Annotated in this window: 13 protein-coding genes; 9 read left to right on the plus strand and 4 right to left on the minus strand. The window is 73.5% G+C overall.

Translation table 11 applies throughout. The features are described from left to right. The first annotated feature begins 337 nt into the window (after positions 1-337). The 4 genes from DEO23_RS13735 to DEO23_RS13750 all read left to right on the plus strand — a co-directional run bounded on the left by DEO23_RS13735 (position 338) and on the right by DEO23_RS13750 (position 5,722). Positions 338-1,303, plus strand: a complete 966-nt coding sequence (locus tag DEO23_RS13735) for a glycosyltransferase (RefSeq protein ID WP_240613420.1) — start codon at positions 338-340, stop codon at positions 1,301-1,303. Beyond that, on the plus strand, positions 1,300-2,160 hold the full coding sequence (locus DEO23_RS13740; protein WP_109276601.1) for a glycosyltransferase: 861 nt from the start codon (positions 1,300-1,302) through the stop codon (positions 2,158-2,160). The genes DEO23_RS13735 and DEO23_RS13740 overlap by 4 nt, the downstream gene beginning before the upstream one ends. A gap of 196 nt (positions 2,161-2,356) precedes the next feature. Further along, positions 2,357-3,517 carry a UDP-galactopyranose mutase gene (gene glf / locus DEO23_RS13745; RefSeq protein ID WP_109276602.1) on the plus strand — a complete coding sequence of 387 codons (1,161 nt, stop codon included), beginning with the start codon at positions 2,357-2,359 and terminating at the stop codon, positions 3,515-3,517. A 42-nt stretch (positions 3,518-3,559) separates the two neighbouring features. After that, positions 3,560-5,722 carry a glycosyltransferase gene (locus tag DEO23_RS13750; RefSeq protein ID WP_109276603.1) on the plus strand — a complete coding sequence of 721 codons (2,163 nt, stop codon included), beginning with the start codon at positions 3,560-3,562 and terminating at the stop codon, positions 5,720-5,722. 58 nt (positions 5,723-5,780) lie between these two features. Here DEO23_RS13750 and DEO23_RS13755 read toward each other — a convergent pair whose 3' ends face one another. After that, positions 5,781-6,488 carry a TIGR03089 family protein gene (locus DEO23_RS13755; protein WP_109276604.1) on the minus strand — a complete coding sequence of 236 codons (708 nt, stop codon included), beginning with the start codon at positions 6,486-6,488 and terminating at the stop codon, positions 5,781-5,783. Next, positions 6,485-7,630, minus strand: coding sequence for a coenzyme F420-0:L-glutamate ligase (gene cofE, locus DEO23_RS13760; protein ID WP_109276605.1), 1,146 nt, complete (start codon positions 7,628-7,630; stop codon positions 6,485-6,487). Before cofE ends, DEO23_RS13755 begins: the two co-directional genes overlap by 4 nt. 174 nt (positions 7,631-7,804) lie before the next feature. Between cofE and DEO23_RS13765 the strand changes: the two genes are divergently transcribed. Genes DEO23_RS13765 through DEO23_RS13775 form a run of 3 tightly spaced genes read left to right on the plus strand, consistent with a single transcriptional unit; the run spans position 7,805 to position 13,131 of the window. Then, positions 7,805-8,104 carry a WhiB family transcriptional regulator gene (locus DEO23_RS13765; protein ID WP_109276606.1) on the plus strand — a complete coding sequence of 100 codons (300 nt, stop codon included), beginning with the start codon at positions 7,805-7,807 and terminating at the stop codon, positions 8,102-8,104. A 15-nt stretch (positions 8,105-8,119) separates the two neighbouring features. Continuing rightward, positions 8,120-11,515 (plus strand): glycosyltransferase family 2 protein, encoded by a 3,396-nt coding sequence (locus tag DEO23_RS13770; protein ID WP_109276607.1) that lies wholly within the window; start codon positions 8,120-8,122, stop codon positions 11,513-11,515. Continuing rightward, entirely contained in the window at positions 11,512-13,131 is a 1,620-nt protein-coding gene (locus DEO23_RS13775; RefSeq protein ID WP_109276608.1) for a DUF5719 family protein, read from the plus strand. The genes DEO23_RS13770 and DEO23_RS13775 overlap by 4 nt, the downstream gene beginning before the upstream one ends. Here the strand turns inward: DEO23_RS13775 and DEO23_RS13780 are convergent, their stop codons facing one another. Continuing rightward, complete coding sequence (locus DEO23_RS13780) at positions 13,132-13,566, minus strand: metallopeptidase family protein (RefSeq protein ID WP_109276609.1); 435 nt, start codon at positions 13,564-13,566, stop codon at positions 13,132-13,134. Positions 13,567-13,634: 68 nt separating this feature from the next. Between DEO23_RS13780 and DEO23_RS13785 the strand changes: the two genes are divergently transcribed. Together DEO23_RS13785 and DEO23_RS13790 are read left to right on the plus strand one after the other, a co-directional pair. After that, complete coding sequence (locus tag DEO23_RS13785) at positions 13,635-13,988, plus strand: DUF3499 domain-containing protein (RefSeq protein ID WP_240613421.1); 354 nt, start codon at positions 13,635-13,637, stop codon at positions 13,986-13,988. Continuing rightward, positions 13,978-15,729, plus strand: a complete 1,752-nt coding sequence (locus tag DEO23_RS13790; RefSeq protein ID WP_109276611.1) for a phosphohexomutase domain-containing protein — start codon at positions 13,978-13,980, stop codon at positions 15,727-15,729. The genes DEO23_RS13785 and DEO23_RS13790 overlap by 11 nt, the downstream gene beginning before the upstream one ends. A gap of 79 nt (positions 15,730-15,808) precedes the next feature. Here DEO23_RS13790 and DEO23_RS13795 read toward each other — a convergent pair whose 3' ends face one another. Then, positions 15,809-16,636 carry an RDD family protein gene (locus tag DEO23_RS13795; RefSeq protein ID WP_109276612.1) on the minus strand — a complete coding sequence of 276 codons (828 nt, stop codon included), beginning with the start codon at positions 16,634-16,636 and terminating at the stop codon, positions 15,809-15,811. Positions 16,637-16,651 lie beyond the last annotated feature (15 nt).

The following is a 16,651-nucleotide window of genomic DNA, read 5'->3' on the forward strand; positions in this document are numbered from 1 at the left end:
GGGCGCGCGAGCGCGGCGCCGGCCGGCGCGGGGCGCCCGGCCTGGGCGCCCGCGGGCGCGACGATCCGCTGCGCGGGATGTCGTCGAACGGGTCCTCCTGGTCGGAGGGGCGTGCCGAGCGTTCGTCCCGGTCGTCCACGGGCAGGATCCTTCCGTCGTGTGCGCCGGCGCGGGGAAGCGGGGCCGGCGCGCGTGAGCGACAGACTAGACCCGCGACCTCGACGCGCCCAGCGTGCGGGAGTCGAATGGGCGTTCCTCACGTCGGATCCGTACACTTCGACCCGAGTGCAGTCACCGCCGTGACCTGCCGCTGATCGCCCACCCCGGAGGAGACCCCGTGGACCCGAGCGCACACGAGCACGAGGATGTGAGAGTCGTCGCGGTCGTGGTGACCTACAACCGCGCGGAGCTGCTCCAGGACTGCCTGGACGCCCTCGCCGCGCAGAGCAGACCGGTCGACGCGGTCGTGGTCATCGACAACGCCTCGACCGACGCCTCGGGCGAGGTCGCCGACCGTCATCCGCTGCGCGCGGACGTCCTCCACCTGCACCTCAACGTGGGCGGCGCCGGCGGGTTCGCGAGCGGCATCGCCCGGGCCCTGGTCGATCACCGCGCCGACTGGGTGTGGCTGATGGACGACGACACCATCCCGCGCCCCGGCGCGCTCGAGGCACTTCTCACGGTGGAGCGCGAGAGCCCTTTGCGCCTGTCGGTGCTGAGCTCGCGCGCCGAGTGGATCGACGGCCGTGCCCATCCCATGAACCTGTCGCGCACCCGGGTCGGGGCGAGCGCCAGGGAGAAGCGCGCGGCCGCCCGATCGGGCGGTCATCCGATCCGCACCGCGAGCTACGTCTCGGTGCTGCTGCGCGGGGAGGACGTGCGCCGCCTGGGCCTCCCTCATCCCGACTACTTCATCTGGTCCGACGACTTCGAGCACACCGGGCGCCTGCTGCGTCGTGGCCGGGGCCTGCACGTGCCGGGGTCCGTCGTCGAGCACCGCACCAAGGTGTTCGCCAACGCCCAGGCCTCGCCGGGGGACCGCTTCTACTACGACGTGCGCAACCGGCTCTGGGCGCTGACCCGCACGCGGTCCTTCGCCCTCTGGGAGCGCGCGATGTACGGAGGTGCCACGGTGCGCGGATGGGCCCGCCAGCTCGTGCGTCACCCCGAGCTCGCCCCGATCGGCCTGCGCGGCCTGCGGGACGCCCTGCGAGGCGGCCCCCGGCCCTCCGCGGAGGTGCTCGCGGCGGACCCGGAGGCGGCGGAGGCCGTGGGCCGTATCGACGGAGCGGCCGGACGATGACGACCGCGGCGAAGGGGACCGCCCCGCCCGCCGCCGGGATCACCGTGCTGATGCCCGTCTGGCGCGGGGACCGGGCGGACAGGTTCGCCGCGGCCCTGGCCTCGGCGACCACTGCCCAGACCCTCGCCCCCGCCGAGCTGGTGCTGACCGTCGACGGGGAGCTGACCGCCGAGCTCGACGAGGTCGTCGCGAGCGTCGAGGCGGGGGAGTACGGCCCCGCGCGCGTGCTGCGCGCCGCCGAGCACCAGGGCCTCGCCCGCACCCTGCAGCGGGGGCTCGAGGCGGCCCGCACCGATCTGATCGCGCGCGCCGACGCCGACGACCTCTGCCGCCCCGAGCGTCTGCAGGTGCAGGAGACGGCGATGCGGGAGGGGCAGCTGGATCTGCTGAGCGCGAGCCTGCAGGAGTTCTCCGACGAGGTCCCGGTGGGCACCGGTCCGCTGCGCACGCGTCCGCTCACCCACGAGCAGATCCTCCGCTACCTGCCACGTCACAGCCCCTTCCAGCACCCGGCCGTGATGATGCGCCGCGATGTCGCCCTGGCCGTGGGCGGCTACCGCGAGCTGGACCACCTCGAGGACTACTGGCTGTGGGAACGGATGCTGCTGGGCGGCGCCCGCAGCGCGAACCTTCCCGCCGTGCTCGTCGACTACCGGGTGGACTCTCGACTGTTCGCGCGCCGGGGAGGGGCGCGCATGTTCGGGTCGGACCTCCGCCTGCAGTGGATCCTCCTGCGCGACCGCGTGACCACGCCCCAGGGAGCCGCCGCCAACCTCGTGCGCCGCGCCGCGTACCGCTTCGCCCCCGGCTGGATGCGACGCCTGGGCTACCGGTTCCTGGTCGAGAGGATGCAGTGAAGGCGTGACCTGCGCCGCATCGCGATCCAGCGGTGGTGAACGGACGGTGACACGGGATGGGCCCGCGGGTGACGGGTCCGTGAGCGAACGGTGGGATCTGCGGGCAAAGCCCTGATCAGCGCGCGAAAAGGCCGGATGACCGGCCTCTCTGGGCTAGTGTGATGCCACCGCTCAACCCCCGTCGAAAGGGATCCCCGTGGCGTCACCTGACCTGTTGATCGTCGGCTCCGGACTGTTCGGACTGACCGTCGCCGAGCGCGCGGTCTCCGAGCACGGCGCGAAGGTCGTGATCATCGACCGGCGCGACCACATCGGCGGCAACGCCTACTCGGAGGTCGACGAGCACACGGGCATCGAGGTCCACAAGTACGGCGCCCACCTGTTCCACACCTCGAACGAACGGGTCTGGGAGTACGTCAACCGGTTCACCGAGTTCACGAAGTACGTGCACAAGGTGTACACGACCCATCAGGGCGTGGTGTACCCGATGCCCATCAACCTGGGCACGATCAACCAGTTCTTCTCCGCCGCCTACACGCCGGACGAGGCACGTGCCCTTGTCGCCGAGCAGGCCGGGGAGCTCGCGGGCACGGACCCCGAGAACCTCGACGAGAAGGGCATCTCGCTGATCGGCCGCCCGCTGTACGAGGCGTTCATCAAGAACTACACCGGCAAGCAGTGGCAGACGGACCCCAAGGACCTGCCGGCCTCGATCATCTCGCGCCTGCCCGTGCGCTACACGTACGACAACCGCTACTTCAACGACACCCACGAGGGCCTGCCCGCCCAGGGGTACACCGCCTGGCTGGAGCGGATGGCCGACCACCCGAACATCGAGGTGCGTCTGGGGACCGACTACTTCGACACCTCCCAGGAGTACAACCGCGACGCCGTGCGCGGGCAGCTGCCTGTGGTCTACACGGGGCCGGTGGACCGCTACTTCGAGTACCAGCTGGGCGACCTGAAGTGGCGCACGATCGACCTGGAGACCGAGCACCTGGACACCACGGGCGACTTCCAGGGCACCTCGGTCATGAACTACGCCGACGCGGACATCCCCTTCACCCGCATCATCGAGCCCCGCCATTTCCACCCCGAGCGGGACTACGCCAAGGACCGCACGCTGATCCAGCGCGAGTACTCGCGCTTCGCCGCGCGCGAGGACGAGCCGTACTACCCCGTGAACTCGGGGACGGACCGCGAGACCCTGCTGGCCTACCGGGAGATGGCGGACGCCGAGCCGCGCACGCTGTTCGGCGGTCGACTGGGCACCTACAAGTACCTCGACATGCACATGGCCATCGGCTCCGCACTGACCCTGGCCGACAACAAGCTTCCCGACCTGCTGCGCAAGTGAACCGACCGCCGCGCGCCGATCGTGCGGCCAGGAGGATCCCCAGTGAGCACCACCAGCACCCCTGAGACGACCACTCCGGCCTCCGGCCAGGACGAGGCGGAGGCGACCACCCATCGCGTGCTGCAGCGGCTGATCATGCCGCTCGAGCCCACGCCGGACATCGTCCCCCTCTACATCGAGGCGCAGGCGTCCCGTGCGGGCGTCGCCTCGGCCTCCTTCGGGCTGGGGACCGGCGGGACCGAGACGCACCACGGCCCCGAGCAGCCCGGCGGCTCCGGGAGCTCGGTCCGGCCCGACCTCGAGGAGCTGAGCGCTCGCCACAGCGTCGAGGTCGCCGCGCAGACCCTGCGCTCCTTCGGCACCTACTTCAACGCCTTCCCAGCGTCCTACTGGCGGCGCTGGACCCCGGTGCGGGAGGTGCGGCTGAGCGTGCGCACGGTCGGGCAGGGACAGGTGATCGTCTACCGCTCGAACGCGCGCGGCGTGATCCAGCGCCACGACATGCGGATCGTGCGGGGTGCGAGCGAGACGGTGTTCGAGCTGCCCCTGACCGCGTTCGGGGACGGAGGCTGGTACTGGTTCGACGTGATCGCCGGGAGCGAGCCCCTCACCGTCGTCGACGCCCAGTGGAGCGCACCGGCGGAGCTCGCGCGCACCGAGGGCACGTTCTCGATCGGCATGACCACGATGAACAAGGTCCCCTACTGCCTGGACAACATCCGCGTGATCAGCAAGGACGAGGACCTGCGTGCCGCGCTCGACGTGATGTACGTGGTGGACCAGGGATCGGACAGGCTCTCCGACCACGAGGAGCTCGAGCCCCTGCAGGCCGCCATGGGCGACCAGCTCCAGCTCATCGAGCAGGGCAACATCGGCGGCTCCGGCGGCTTCTCCCGCGGGATGTACGAGGCGGCCACCAACGGGCGCTCGACCTACGTCATCAACTGCGACGACGACATCGACATCGAGCCCGAGTCGCTGCTGCGGATGATCACCTTCGCCGACTTCGCGACCACGCCGACGCTGGTGGGCGCCCACATGTTCGACCTGAACAACCGTTCGGTCCTGCACGCCTTCGGCGAGAGCGTGGACCCCTGGGCGATCCAGCCGAAGGTGGCCACGCCCGGCGGCTGGCTGGGCCACGACTTCGCCCACGGTCCGCTCGCGGCGACCCCCTGGCTGCACCGCCGCGCCGACGTCGACTACAACGGGTGGTGGACCTGCCTGATCCCCACCGAGACGGTCCGGGAGATCGGGCTCAGCCTGCCCGTCTTCATCAAGTGGGACGACGCCGAGTACGGCCTGCGGGCGAAGGCCGCCGGGTACCCCACGGTCTCCTTCCCGGGCGCGGCCGTCTGGCACATCACCTGGGGTGACAAGAGCGATGCGCTGGACTGGCAGATCTACTTCCACGAGCGCAACCGCATCATCACCGCGCTGCTCCACTCGGTGTACGACCACGGCGGGCACGTGATCACGGAGTCGCAGGGGATCGACCTCAAGCACCTGTTCTCCATGCAGTACTACACGGAGGCCGCGCGCCTGATGGCCCAGGAGGACGTGCTGCGCGGCCCGCTGGTCCTGCACGGCGAGATCGGCACCAAGCTGCCGGAGCTGAAGGCTCTGACCAAGGAGTTCGACGACTCCCTCTCGCAGAAGGACGCGGACGACTTCCCGGCCGTGCGGGTGACCAAGCCCCCGCGCAAGGGGCGAGACGTCCATCCGCCGCACCGCCGCACGCTGCCCCTGTGGACGGCCCGGCAGATGGCACGTCAGCTGTTCGCGCAGCCGAAGGAGACCTCCCGCTCGAACCCGCAGGCGGAGATCGCCCATCAGGACGCCCACTGGTGGCGCCTCGCCCACTACGACAGCGCCGTGGTCTCCAACGTCGGCGGCACCCAGCTGTCCTGGTACAAGCGCCGCCCCGAGCAGATGCGACAGATGCTCACCCGCACGGTGCGCACGCACGCGGATCTCTACCGTCACTGGAACCAGCTGCGCGAGACCTACCGCAGGGCGGCCCGCGAGATCACGTCCTTCGAGGCCTGGGAGAAGACCTTCGCGGCCCACCCGGCCCCGGTGCGGGACGCCGACCCGAAGGATCCCGCGGGATCGACGGGGACGGCCGCGGACGCGGCGCCGGTCACCGAGGTCGAGGGGCCGGCCACGACGGCGGAGGGCACGGCCGAACGCACCGCCGGCTGAGCACCGAACGGGGCCCGGTGTCCGGACGAGGTCGGGCGCCGGGCGCCGCGGCCCTCCGTCAGTCCGCCTCGGAGGGGGCCGACCCGGGCGGGGCGTCGAGGGGCCTCGCGCCTTCCTGCTCCGCCTGCTCGGCCGTCAGCGGGTGAGCGGAGCCGACGATCCCGCGCCCGCACAGGAGTGCGGCGAGCGTCCCCGCCGGATCTTCGAGCCCGTCGGCGGCGACGAGCAGGCGGTGCCCGGGGTCAGCGGCCGGGGCGGGGCCGGCCCACCGGCCCAGGGGCACGCTCAGCTGATCGGGGTGGGCCCGGACCTCGCGGGCCCAGTCGTGGACCAGTGCGGGCAGGTCGCCCTCGAAGCGCAGGGCCAGGGACTGCGGCGCCAGCGCGAGGACCTCGTCGGCCTCGTCGGCGAGGGGTGTGCCGGGCCGATCCGTCGCGACGACGCGCACCTCCTCGTCCGCCGCGGCCGGGATCGTGCCGTCCTGCTGCGGGACCAGGACCCGTGCGCCGAGCCCCCAGGCGGCGAGGGCGAGCACGAGACGCTTCCAGTGCGGCGGGAGATCGAGCACGACGAGCTCGTCGGCCTCGAGCATGATCTCGGCCTCGAGGTGGCCGACGCTCTTGATCACCCAGTTGGCGAGCACATGGCCCGAGAGCTCGATGCGCCCCTCGGGCTCGTACCAGACCAGGCAGGGACGCGGTCCCAGCTGCTCGAGAGCGCTCAGCAGTGCGCGCAGATCCGTCAGCGGCGGGGGAGTGGGGGTCATCGCCCCATCCTCCCGCGGGAGCTGTCCTCGCGCACGTCGCCCAGACGCACCCCGACCGGGAGCGGACGGGCGATAGATTCCGCGCCGATCGCGACCCGCAGCCGTTCCAGGAGCATCCCGGCGCTCGCCCATGCCACCCCGGTGTCGGCGGCCGGGTGCACGAGGAGGCGGCGCGGAGCGTGCTCGTCGCCGCCGAGCGGCACGTCCCCCTCCGGCTCCAGGAGGCCACCGCCCTCGCGCGAGAGCAGCGGGGCGGGGCCCGGGAGCGACGGGGTCCGGGCCACGTCGATCGCTCTCCTCAGCCGCACGGCATCGTCCTCGGGGTCCATGGCGGCCACCGGCTCCTGCTCGGGGGAGAGACCGAGGGACTGCCAGACCGATTCGAGGCTCGGGCGTCGGAACCAGTCGCCGGCGTCGGTGCGGCTGAGGGCACGCGCCGGGACCGCCGAGTCCGGGGGCACCACGGCGCCCTCGAGCCCTCGCACGATCACGGCGGGCACCCCGCTCGCCTTCCCCTTCACCAGATCCGCTGCGGCGGCGATCTCGTCGGCCAGTGCGCGACGCGTCACGTGCAGGGTGCGGCCCTCGGCATCCTCGGTGCCTCGGAGGTCCTCGAGCGCACGCAGGCCCGCGGCACCGAGAGCGATGTCGCCCACTCCCACCCGCCAGATCCGCGAGGAGGTGTCCGAGAGCACCACGGCGACGTCGGCGGCGCCGGCCCGGGCCAGGGCGTCCCGCAGCTGCTCGGCCTCGGCGTCCGGGTCCTCGGGCAGCACCAGCAGGCCCTCGGGCGCGTTCGAGCCGTCGATGCCGGCGGCGGCCATCACCGGCCCGGCGGGCACCTCGACGATCGAGGTGGTGGTGCGCAGGTGACGGCGACGGGCGACCAGGCGCACGGTCTGCTCGAGGATGGTGCGCTGCTTGCGCTCGGCGGGGATGACAAGTCCCCTCGACTTCGAGATGATCTTCGCGGACACGCACAGCACGTCGCCGTCGACCAGCTCGAGGCCCTCTCGCCCGAGAGCGCCGACGAGCAGCTGGGCGAGATCGTCGCCCTCGCGGACCTCCGGGAGGGAGCGCAGGGGGATGATCCGCACGCCCCGATCCTCGCTCGAGGGGGCCGATCCGGGTCGGGTGGTCATCGCATCTCCTGGTCGCGCGCGGGTCACACTCCTGGTCCCGCTTGACGGGGAAGAGTTACACGGGTGTATTTTAGGGTGACCGCGGCGGCTCCCCCCGCCTCATCCCGAAGCCCGACGGGCGGCCGTGACGGCGCCCACGACGTGAAGCGTCCACCTGAGGAAGGAACTGTGCCGATGGAACGCATGCGCGACGAGGATGATGCGCAGTCGGAGGAGTTCTCGCTCCTGGCCCTGGTGGCCGACGGCGACGAGGCCGAGGTCTCCTGGCAGGAGCGTGCGCTGTGCGCACAGACGGACCCCGAGGCGTTCTTCCCCGAGAAGGGCGGCTCCACACGAGAGGCCAAGAAGGTCTGCGTCTCGTGCGAGGTCCGCGCCGAATGCCTCGAGTACGCCCTCGAGAACGACGAGAGGTTCGGCATCTGGGGCGGGCTCTCCGAGCGCGAGCGGCGCAAGCTCAAGCGTCGCGCCGTCTGACCGCGCTCGCCCCCAGTGACCGCCCGCACCGTCACCGCCGTCGTCCTGCTCGGTGCAGGTGACGATCCCAGCCTGCTGCACGACGCACTCGCCGCCCTCTCCGCCCAGGAGAGGGCGGCGGATCGCGTCGCGGTCGTGCTGCGCGGGGAGCCAGGGGCCGAGCGCGAGGAGCAGGTCGAGGAGCTCGTGGCGGACGGCGCCGTCGCCGACGTGCTGCGGATCCCCGCGGCGGCCGGGCTGGCCAGCGCGATGCGCGAGATCCTGCGGTCCCTGTCCTCCGGTGTGCTCTCCGCCCAGGACGCCCTCGAGTCCCGGGACGCCGCACCTCGAGCGGGCGGTCACATGCGCCAGATCGACCGCGACGCCCATGAGCGCGGCCTCGTGCGCGAGGCCGAGCAGACCGCGCAGGTGCCCACCCGCTTGCGCGAGGGCGGTACCGGGATGGGCTCGTCCACCGCGGGGCGGCGTCGCGCCGCGGCCGAGACCGAGAACTGGTTCTGGCTGCTGACCGAGGACGCCCTGCCGGGACGCTCCTCGCTGCGTGCACTGCTGGAGACCGCCGAGTCCTCGCCCACGGCTGCCGTCATCGGCTCCAAGCGCCTGCGGCCCCCGCATCATGCCGACGACCTCGAGCGGCGCGGACGGTCGACCGCCGACGACGCCGACGTGCTCGTGGACGTGGGGCTCACCCTGACCCACAGCGGCCGGATCGTCACGGGCGTCGAGCCCGGGGAGATCGACCAGGGACAGTCGGACTGGCGCCAGGACGTCCTGGGTGTCGCGCTGCCGGGGATGCTCGTGCGCGAGAGCACCCTCTCCCGCCTGGGCGGCACCGATCCCGCGCTCGGCTCACCCTTCGCCGAGGTCGACCTGGGGCACCGGGTCTGGCGCGGCGGGGAGCGCGTCGAGGTCGCGGCGGACTCCCGCGTGCTGGTCCCGCAGCGGCATCGTGACGTGCCGGCGCTGGTGCACGAGCACCGGCGCGGCCAGCTCCTGCTGCTGCTGAAGCACAGGCCCCTGCTGGGTGCCCTGCTGACGCTGCTGCTCAGCATCCCGCTGGGGACGCTCGCGCGCATGATCGGCCAGGTCGCCGCCCAGTCGCCGCGTCGCGCGCTCGCCGAGCTGACGGCGGCGCTCGCCGCCTATCGCCGGGCGCCGGCGGTGATGGCCCGGGGCGCCGCCGCCTCCCATCGCGCACGGGTCCCCCGTCGCCGGCTCGCGCCGCTCTACCTGCCGCGGACCGAGGCCCTCCGCCGCCGCGGCGAGGCCGTGTGGACCCGCCTGTTCGCCGACGACGAGCGAGCCCGTCGTATCCGCCGCACGACCTGGGGGATCGCCGGCACCAGCCACGGCGCCGACGACGCCGACTTCGGCCGCCACGGCGTCTGGACCCTGATCCTGGCCGCCCTCGCGCTGATCGGCGGCATGATCGGCGTGCGCCCGCTGCTCGCGCGCGGCCACCTCGAGGGCCCGCAGCTGATGACCCTGGCACCGGATTGGCGCGAGAGCCTGCAGATCGCCTGGTCCAGCTGGGTGCCCGGAGGAGCCGGCGGCCTCGGTGCCCGCGGCCCGGGGGACGCCCTCATGCGCCTGGTCACCGCGGTGCCGCTGCCCGAGGTGGCCCCGGCCGTGCTCCTCGTGCTCAGCATCCCGCTGGCCGCGATGGGCGCGTGGTGGGCCGCGGGTGCCCTCACCCGCGCCGTGGGCGCACGACTCGCGCTCGCCGTGGCCTGGGCTGTCGGCCCGCCGCTGCTCGCCTCGCTGAGCTCGGGGGCCTGGCCGCTCGTGCTCGTGCACCTGCTGCTGCCCCTGCTCGCCCTCGCCGTCGGTCGCGCGATCGGCCTCGTGCACAAGGTGTCCCAGGCCAGCGTCTCCGCCGCCGCGGCCGGGGGACTGCTGCTGCTGGTGATCGGGGCCGTCCAGCCCGCGCTGGTGCTGCTCGTCGGCCTCGGTCTCGCCCTGCTCGCCCCGTTCGTCCCCGGGCGGCGCGCGCGTCTGATCTGGGTGCTCGTCCCCTCCCTCGCACTGCAGCTGCCGTACCTGCCCACGTTCGTCGCGCATCCCTCGACCCTCCTGCACGTGGCCGGGGTCCCCGCCGTCGCGGGGACGTCCTCCCCGCTCGGTCTGCTCGCCCTGTGGCCGGTCCCGGCGCCCGCCTGGACGCCGCTGAGCGGTCTGATCGGTTCGCACGCCGCCGAGCTCGCGCCCTACCTGCTGATGCTCCCGGTGCTGCTCGCCGCCCTCGTCGCCCCGTTCCAGAGGGCTGCCGCCGGCCGTGCAGGACGTCTCGCGCTGCTGATCGCCGCGCTCTGCCTGGGCGTCGTCCTCCTGGCCCGCGCTCTGCCCAGCGAGATCGGCGCCGACGAGCTCCGCAGCGTGCCGGCGGGCGGCCTGTTGAGCCTCGCGCTGCTCGCCCTCCTCATCGGCTGCGCCGCGACCGTCGACGTGCTCGCGCGCCGCAGCGGCCGGGAGGGCGCTGCGCGGCGCGCCGCCTCGAGCGTGATCGCCGGGGCCGTCGCCGCGTTCTGCCTGATCGCGACCATCGGCTGGGCGGTGAGCCTGCCCTCCGCGCTGCAGGTGCACCGCACCGACGCGAGCAGGATCCCCCAGGCCGCGAGGGATCTGGGGACCTCGCAGGACCGCGGACGCGTGCTCGTGCTGGAGCCCGCCGAGGGCGGTGACCAGGACGCGCTCAGCGCCCGACTCGTGGTCGACGGCGGTGAGAACGCCCAGCAGAGCTCCGGCGCCCAGGAGGCCCGCGCCCTCGCCTCCGTGCGCGGCGGCGGGGCGGTGGACTCCGACCCCGGCTCCTCCGCGCTGCGCGAGGCGACCGGCGGCCTGCTCTCCTCCGGTCCGGCACAGCACCCGGAGGTGCTGCGCGGCCTCGCGATCGGCTACGTCGTCGTCCCCGGCGCCCGTGACGACGCCCCGTCCCTGGTCGACGACCTGGACTCCTCCCCGCAGCTCGAGAAGGTCACCGAGAGCAGCTCGGGCAGCCTGTGGCGCGTGGTGGATCCCGGATCGCGGGTGAGCGTGCGCGCGGGCGACGGGTCCTCCGCCGCCGTGGAGACGACGCTGCCGAGCGGCGTCGTCGACGCCGAGGGCCGTCTGGACGCCGACCAGGGTGAGCGCACGGTCGTGCTCTCCGAACGCCGGGAGAGCGGGTGGGAGGCGCACCTGGACGGCGCGAAGCTGACACCGGTCACGGTGGACGGCTGGGCGCAGGGATTCACCGTGCCCGCCGGTGCCGACGGCGAGCTCGAGATCGGCCGGGACGATCCCCGGCGAGTCGTCCTCGCCCTCCTGCTCGCGGTGACCGTCCTGATCACCGCCGTGGTCGCGGTGCCGTGGAGGGCCGGGCCGGGACGCCGACGCGGTCCCGCTCCCTGGGAGGAGAGTGATGCCCTGTGAGCGCACGAGACACCCACGCGCCCCACGGTGAGCGCACGGAGCGCGGCGCCCGCCCGCTGCTGGGCCTGCTGTCCGTGCTGCCGCTGCTCGCCGTCGGCGGCATCGCCCTGTTCGCACCCGGTGACGCCCTCGCCCCGCGCGGCGACGTGAAGCACGAGAGCTCCACGGCCGCGCCGAGCACGACCGGTCTGGTCTGCCCCGGCCCGCTCACGGTGCCCGATGCGCTCGCCGACACCGGCGGCGACGCGGAGCTCGCCTCGAAGGGGCCCTCGGACGTGGTGGGCGTGCGGGGCCTGGCCCTCGACGCCGACTCCTCGCTGCTGTACGGCAGGGTCGCCGCCTCCACCACCCGGCAGGACGAGAACGGCGATCCGCTCGCCCCGACCATCGAGACGAAGAGCTCGGACCGGAAGGCGGCGGGCCAGAAGGCGCGGGCGGCGGACCTCGGCGCCGCGGCCCTGACGATCCCGCAGGCCACCAAGCCTGCGGAGCTGACGCTGTCCGGGTCCTCGCAGGAAGTGGTCGGGGACGCCGTGCAGGCCTCGACGACCACGACGGGCGACTTCCGCTCCATGGCGCTCACCCGCTGCGCCGCACCCACCACCGAGGCGACCTTCCTGGGGTCGAGCACCCGCAGCGGGGCCAGCTCCTCGCTGTGGCTGTCCAACACCTCCGACCGCCCCGCCACGGCGTCGGTGCAGGTGCGCACGGCCGACGGCCCCGCCGACATGGGAGGACGCTCCCAGGTGGTGGTCGCCCCCGGGAAGCAGGAGCGGGTGCTGCTCGAATCGATCGTCCCCGACCAGGACGTGATCGGCGTCAGCGTCAGCACCGTCGGGGCCCCGCTGGCGATGGCCCTGCAGGGCACCGAGCGCGACGGTCTGACGCCTCAGGGCGCGGAGATGCTCTCCGGCCTCCCCGAGCCCTCGCGGGACGCCACCGTGCCGGGCGTCCGGGTCGGCAAGGGCGGCAGCGGACAGGTCGTGATGATGAACGAGGGCGGGCGTGACGCGCAGGTGCGCCTGAGCGCCTCGGACACCGACGGCCCGGTCGACCTTCCCGGTCTCGGCGACGAGATCACCGTGCCCGCAGGCTCCGTCGCCACCGTCCCGCTCGACGGCGCCCAGGGCGACCTCACGATCACGTCCCGCTCCGACCAGCCCGTCAGCACCGCGGTGCGCTCCAGCGTGAAGTCCGACAAGCGCCTGGGCAAGACCATCGGCGCGCCGTCGGACCTCGCCGTCACCCAGCCCGCACCCGCCCTCACCGACGCCGGCGTGCTCGCCCTGCCGGCGGGCGGAGCCCACGGGACGCTGGCCCTGGCCTCCGACGCGGACACCTCGGCGACGGTGATCCCCGTCGGCGAGGACGGCGGCGGTGGGAGGCCCGTGCAGATGGACCTCGCCGAGGGCGCCACGGCGCAGGTCGCCGGCGGGGACCTCACCGGCGTCGAGGGCGAGGTCGCGGGCCTGGTCGTCGTCCCCGACGACCCCGATGCGGTGCACGCCACGTGGATCCAGGCCGAGAGCGGGAAGAAGGACGGGCCCCTGCTCTCGAGCATCCCGGTGCTGCCGCGCTCCTCCGATCGCGCCGCGGCGAGCGTCCAGCTGGGCTAGTCAGTCCTCGGTCCAGGCCTCGGGGTCGACGTCCTCGGGAGCCAGGTGCAGCAGGGACCCCACCTGGTCGGCGAGGACCTGGCGCACCAGCAGCTCGAGCTCGCCGGGCAGGGCGCAGCGGGTCTGGATCGGCCGCCGGAACAGCACCACGCGCGGGGCATGGTCACGATCGGCGGGGAAGGCGCGCCCCAGCGCGACCGAGCTCTCCTCCCACGGCGCGGGGTCGCTCATCGGGACCTCCTCGACGGCGACCTCGAGGTGCTCGAGCCGTCGCGGATACTTCTCGACGAGCATGCGTGCCGCCTCCAGCACGGTGTCGTCGAACTCCTCGCGGCGGGAACGATGGCCGGGCAGGTGCGGGGGCAGGAGCTCCCCGCGCAGTCCGCGTCCGTGGCGGTCCCGGCGTCGGCCGGAGGAAGTTCGCTGGAGCGTCATGCACCGCACCCTAACGCGCTCGTGTCGCAGGTCCGGGCAGTGCTCTCGCACTGCGTACACTCGAGGGCGTGCCTGCTCGCGACTGCTCGAAGACCGGATGTGCCGACCCCGCCGTCAGCTCCCTGACGTTCGTCTACGAGGACTCCACCCTCGTGGTGGGGCCGCTGGCCCGCACGGCCGATCCCAACGCCTACGACCTCTGCGAGACGCACGCCGCGCGCATGACACCGCCGCGCGGCTGGGAGATGATCCGTGTCACCGGCAGTGCGGACGCGGTCGACGACCTCGTGGCGCTCGCCGCCGCCGTCGACCCCCGCGAGCAGGAGGAGGCCCCTCTGCCTCCCGCCCCGAGTGCGCAGTCCGGCGCGCAGGCCGGTGGAGGCCGGCACCTTCACGTGGTGAGGCCCTCCGATGAGTCCTGACCTCCGGGGCATCGTGCTGGCCAACGACGTGCGCGGCGTCGCCGGCGAGCAGCTCGACGAACAGGTCGCCCGCGCCTTCGGCGCCGCCTTCGCCGACAGTCTCGAGGTCAAGGACCTGATCCTTGCGCACGACATGCGCGACAGCTCCCCGGCGCTGGCGCGTGCCTTCGCCGACGGGGCCGCCCGCCGCGGTGCCCGGGTGGGTCTGGCGGGTCTGTGCGCGACCGACGAGCTGTACTGCGCGTCCGGGCTCTACCGTGCGGCCGGCGCGATGATCACGGCCAGCCACAACCCCGCCCCGTACAACGGCATCAAGTTCTGCCTCCCCGGTGCCCGCCCGGTCGGCAGGGACAGCGGGCTGGAGGCACTGCGCGTGCGGGCCGAGGAGCTGCTGGGGGAGGGCGAGATCCCCGAGGTCCCCGGCGGCCACCAGGAGGAGTTGGACTGCCTCGAGGACTACATCGCGATCCTGCTGCACCTGGTCGGGATCCCCGCGCGCCGGCCGCTGCGCGTCGTGGTCGATGCCGGCAACGGCATGGCCGGACTGACCGTGCCGGCCCTGGCCGAGCGCGTCCCGACCCTCGAGCTGATCGGTCTCCACCTCGACCTCGACGGCAGCTTCCCCCACCATCCGGCCGATCCGACGGACCCCGAGAACCTCGTCGAGCTCTCGGCCGCGGTGCGTGAGCACGGCGCCGACGTGGGTCTCGCCTTCGACGGCGATGCCGACCGCTGCGTGGTGGTCGACGAGACCGGGGCCCCTGTGCCGCCCTCCGCTCTCACGGCGCTGATCGCGCTCGCCGAGATCGACCGCGCCCGGGCCGCGGGCGATCAGCGACCCGCGGTGGTCGCCAACGTGGTGACCTCCCGGCACGTGCGTGAGACGGTCGAGTCCGCGGGCGGGCGCTATGTGCGCACCCCCGTCGGCCACTCGTACATCAAGGCGGTGATGGCCGACGAGCACGCCGTCGTCGGCGGGGAGCACTCGGCCCACTACTACTTCCGCGACTTCTTCAACGCCGACTCCGGCCTGCTGGCGGCCCTGCACGTGCTGGCAGCCCTTGCAGGCGGCGACCGGCCGATGTCGGAGCTGGTCGCGGCGCATTCCCCCTATGCCGCGAGCGGGGAGAAGGACCTGCGGGTCGCGGACGCACAGGCCGCCCGGGACACCGTCCGGGCCGCCTTCGAAGGGCGCCGGGGCACCGAGATCGACGAGCTCGACGGCCTCACGGTGACCCACTGGGGCGACACCGGTGCCGCAACGACCGGCGACGCCGGCACCGCGATCGGGACCGGCGACGCCGATGACGCCGTGGCGGCCGGGCACTGGTGGTTCTCGCTGCGCTCCTCCAACACCGAGCCCCTGCTGAGGCTGAACGTCGAGGCTGCCGAGGGGACCACGATGCGAGCTGTCCGGACGGAGGTCCTCGCTCTGCTCGGGGAGGGGACCGGGACGGCGGAGCAGGCCGAGCACGACGCCGCGAGCCGATCGACCACGGCGGCCGACGGCGGAGCCGCGCAGCCTTCGCGGCCGGCGTCCGCCGGATCCACCGAGGACGCTCTCGAGCTGCCGTCCTGGCTGCGTGAGGCCCTGCGCTGCCCGCGCTGCGGCGCGAGCCTCGTGCACGACGCCGAGCAGCTGATCTGCGCCGACGATCCCTCGCACGTCTTCGAGGTGCGCGGCGGCGTGCCCGTGCTCGTCCCCGAGGGCGAGGTGCCCGGGGCCGAGAGCCACGGCTGACCCCGACGGGGGCGGCGATCAGCAGGGAGCGCGCGCTGCGCGCGCGGCGCCGCACCGCCCCGGCGCTGCGGTCCCGGCGTCACGCCGAGAACGGGACCGTTCGGACGTCGAGGGCGAGCTCCTGCTCGCGGGCCGTGCGCCGACGCAGGTGCTCCTCGTCGCGACGCGACCGCTCGGCCAGGACCGCACGCAGGAACAGCTCCGGATCGGTACCCGGCGGCGGGGCGGGCGTCACGGAGGGCATCGTGCGCTGCAGCAGATCCCTCGCGATCCGACGGCGCGACTCGGGGTTCAGCGACCCCGCACGCGGCAGGAAGGCGCGGATGTCCTGCAGCAGCGGCAGGGGCAGTCGGCCCACGTCCGCGCCGGCGGCCCAGCTGCTCAGCTCGGAGGGCATCTGCTCGCGCACGGGACGCGGAGCCCGCATCCGCTCCTGGATGACCATCGTGCCCGCCAGCAGGTCCCCGATCCGACGGGAACGACGGTCCACGAGCGAGGTCACCAGCGCGAGGGCGCCCGAGGTCGACCAGATCTCGAGCATCGCCATCACGGCCCGCAGCAGGCTCTGGCGCACGTGCACCGGCCCGCCGTCCTCACGGACCACCCGGGTGCCGGTGGCCAGACGCCCCACGCTGCGACCGTCGGTGAGCATCTCCAGCAGCACGGGGTACCCCAGGAACGTCAGCACGCTCGCGAGCACCAGCCCGGCCTGCAGGAAGCCCGCGTCGAGGCCCGTCGAGGTGGACGCGGCGTAGATGCCGACGGTCATCCCGAGGGAGAGGGAGAGCATGATCGCCCCGTCGACCAGGTAGGACAGCAGCCGGGTCGCGAACGAGGCCGGGCGCAGATCCAGGTGGACGGCCTCACCGGTGACGAGCGCATCGGTGGTCGAGGAGGCGGGGGTCATGGCGACAGTCTGTCA

Source organism: Brachybacterium endophyticum (assembly GCF_003130585.1).
GTDB lineage: Bacteria > Actinomycetota > Actinomycetes > Actinomycetales > Dermabacteraceae > Brachybacterium > Brachybacterium endophyticum.

Coding starts and splice junctions, on each gene's coding strand:
- DEO23_RS13765 (WP_109276606.1), top strand. CDS start 7,805: ATGGAACGCATGCGCGACGAGGATGATGCGCAGTCGGAGGAGTTCTCG.
- cofE (WP_109276605.1), bottom strand. CDS start 7,630: ATGACCACCCGACCCGGATCGGCCCCCTCGAGCGAGGATCGGGGCGTG.
- DEO23_RS13740 (WP_109276601.1), top strand. CDS start 1,300: ATGACGACCGCGGCGAAGGGGACCGCCCCGCCCGCCGCCGGGATCACC.
- DEO23_RS13755 (WP_109276604.1), bottom strand. CDS start 6,488: ATGACCCCCACTCCCCCGCCGCTGACGGATCTGCGCGCACTGCTGAGC.
- DEO23_RS13790 (WP_109276611.1), top strand. CDS start 13,978: ATGAGTCCTGACCTCCGGGGCATCGTGCTGGCCAACGACGTGCGCGGC.
- DEO23_RS13795 (WP_109276612.1), bottom strand. CDS start 16,636: ATGACCCCCGCCTCCTCGACCACCGATGCGCTCGTCACCGGTGAGGCC.
- DEO23_RS13780 (WP_109276609.1), bottom strand. CDS start 13,566: ATGACGCTCCAGCGAACTTCCTCCGGCCGACGCCGGGACCGCCACGGA.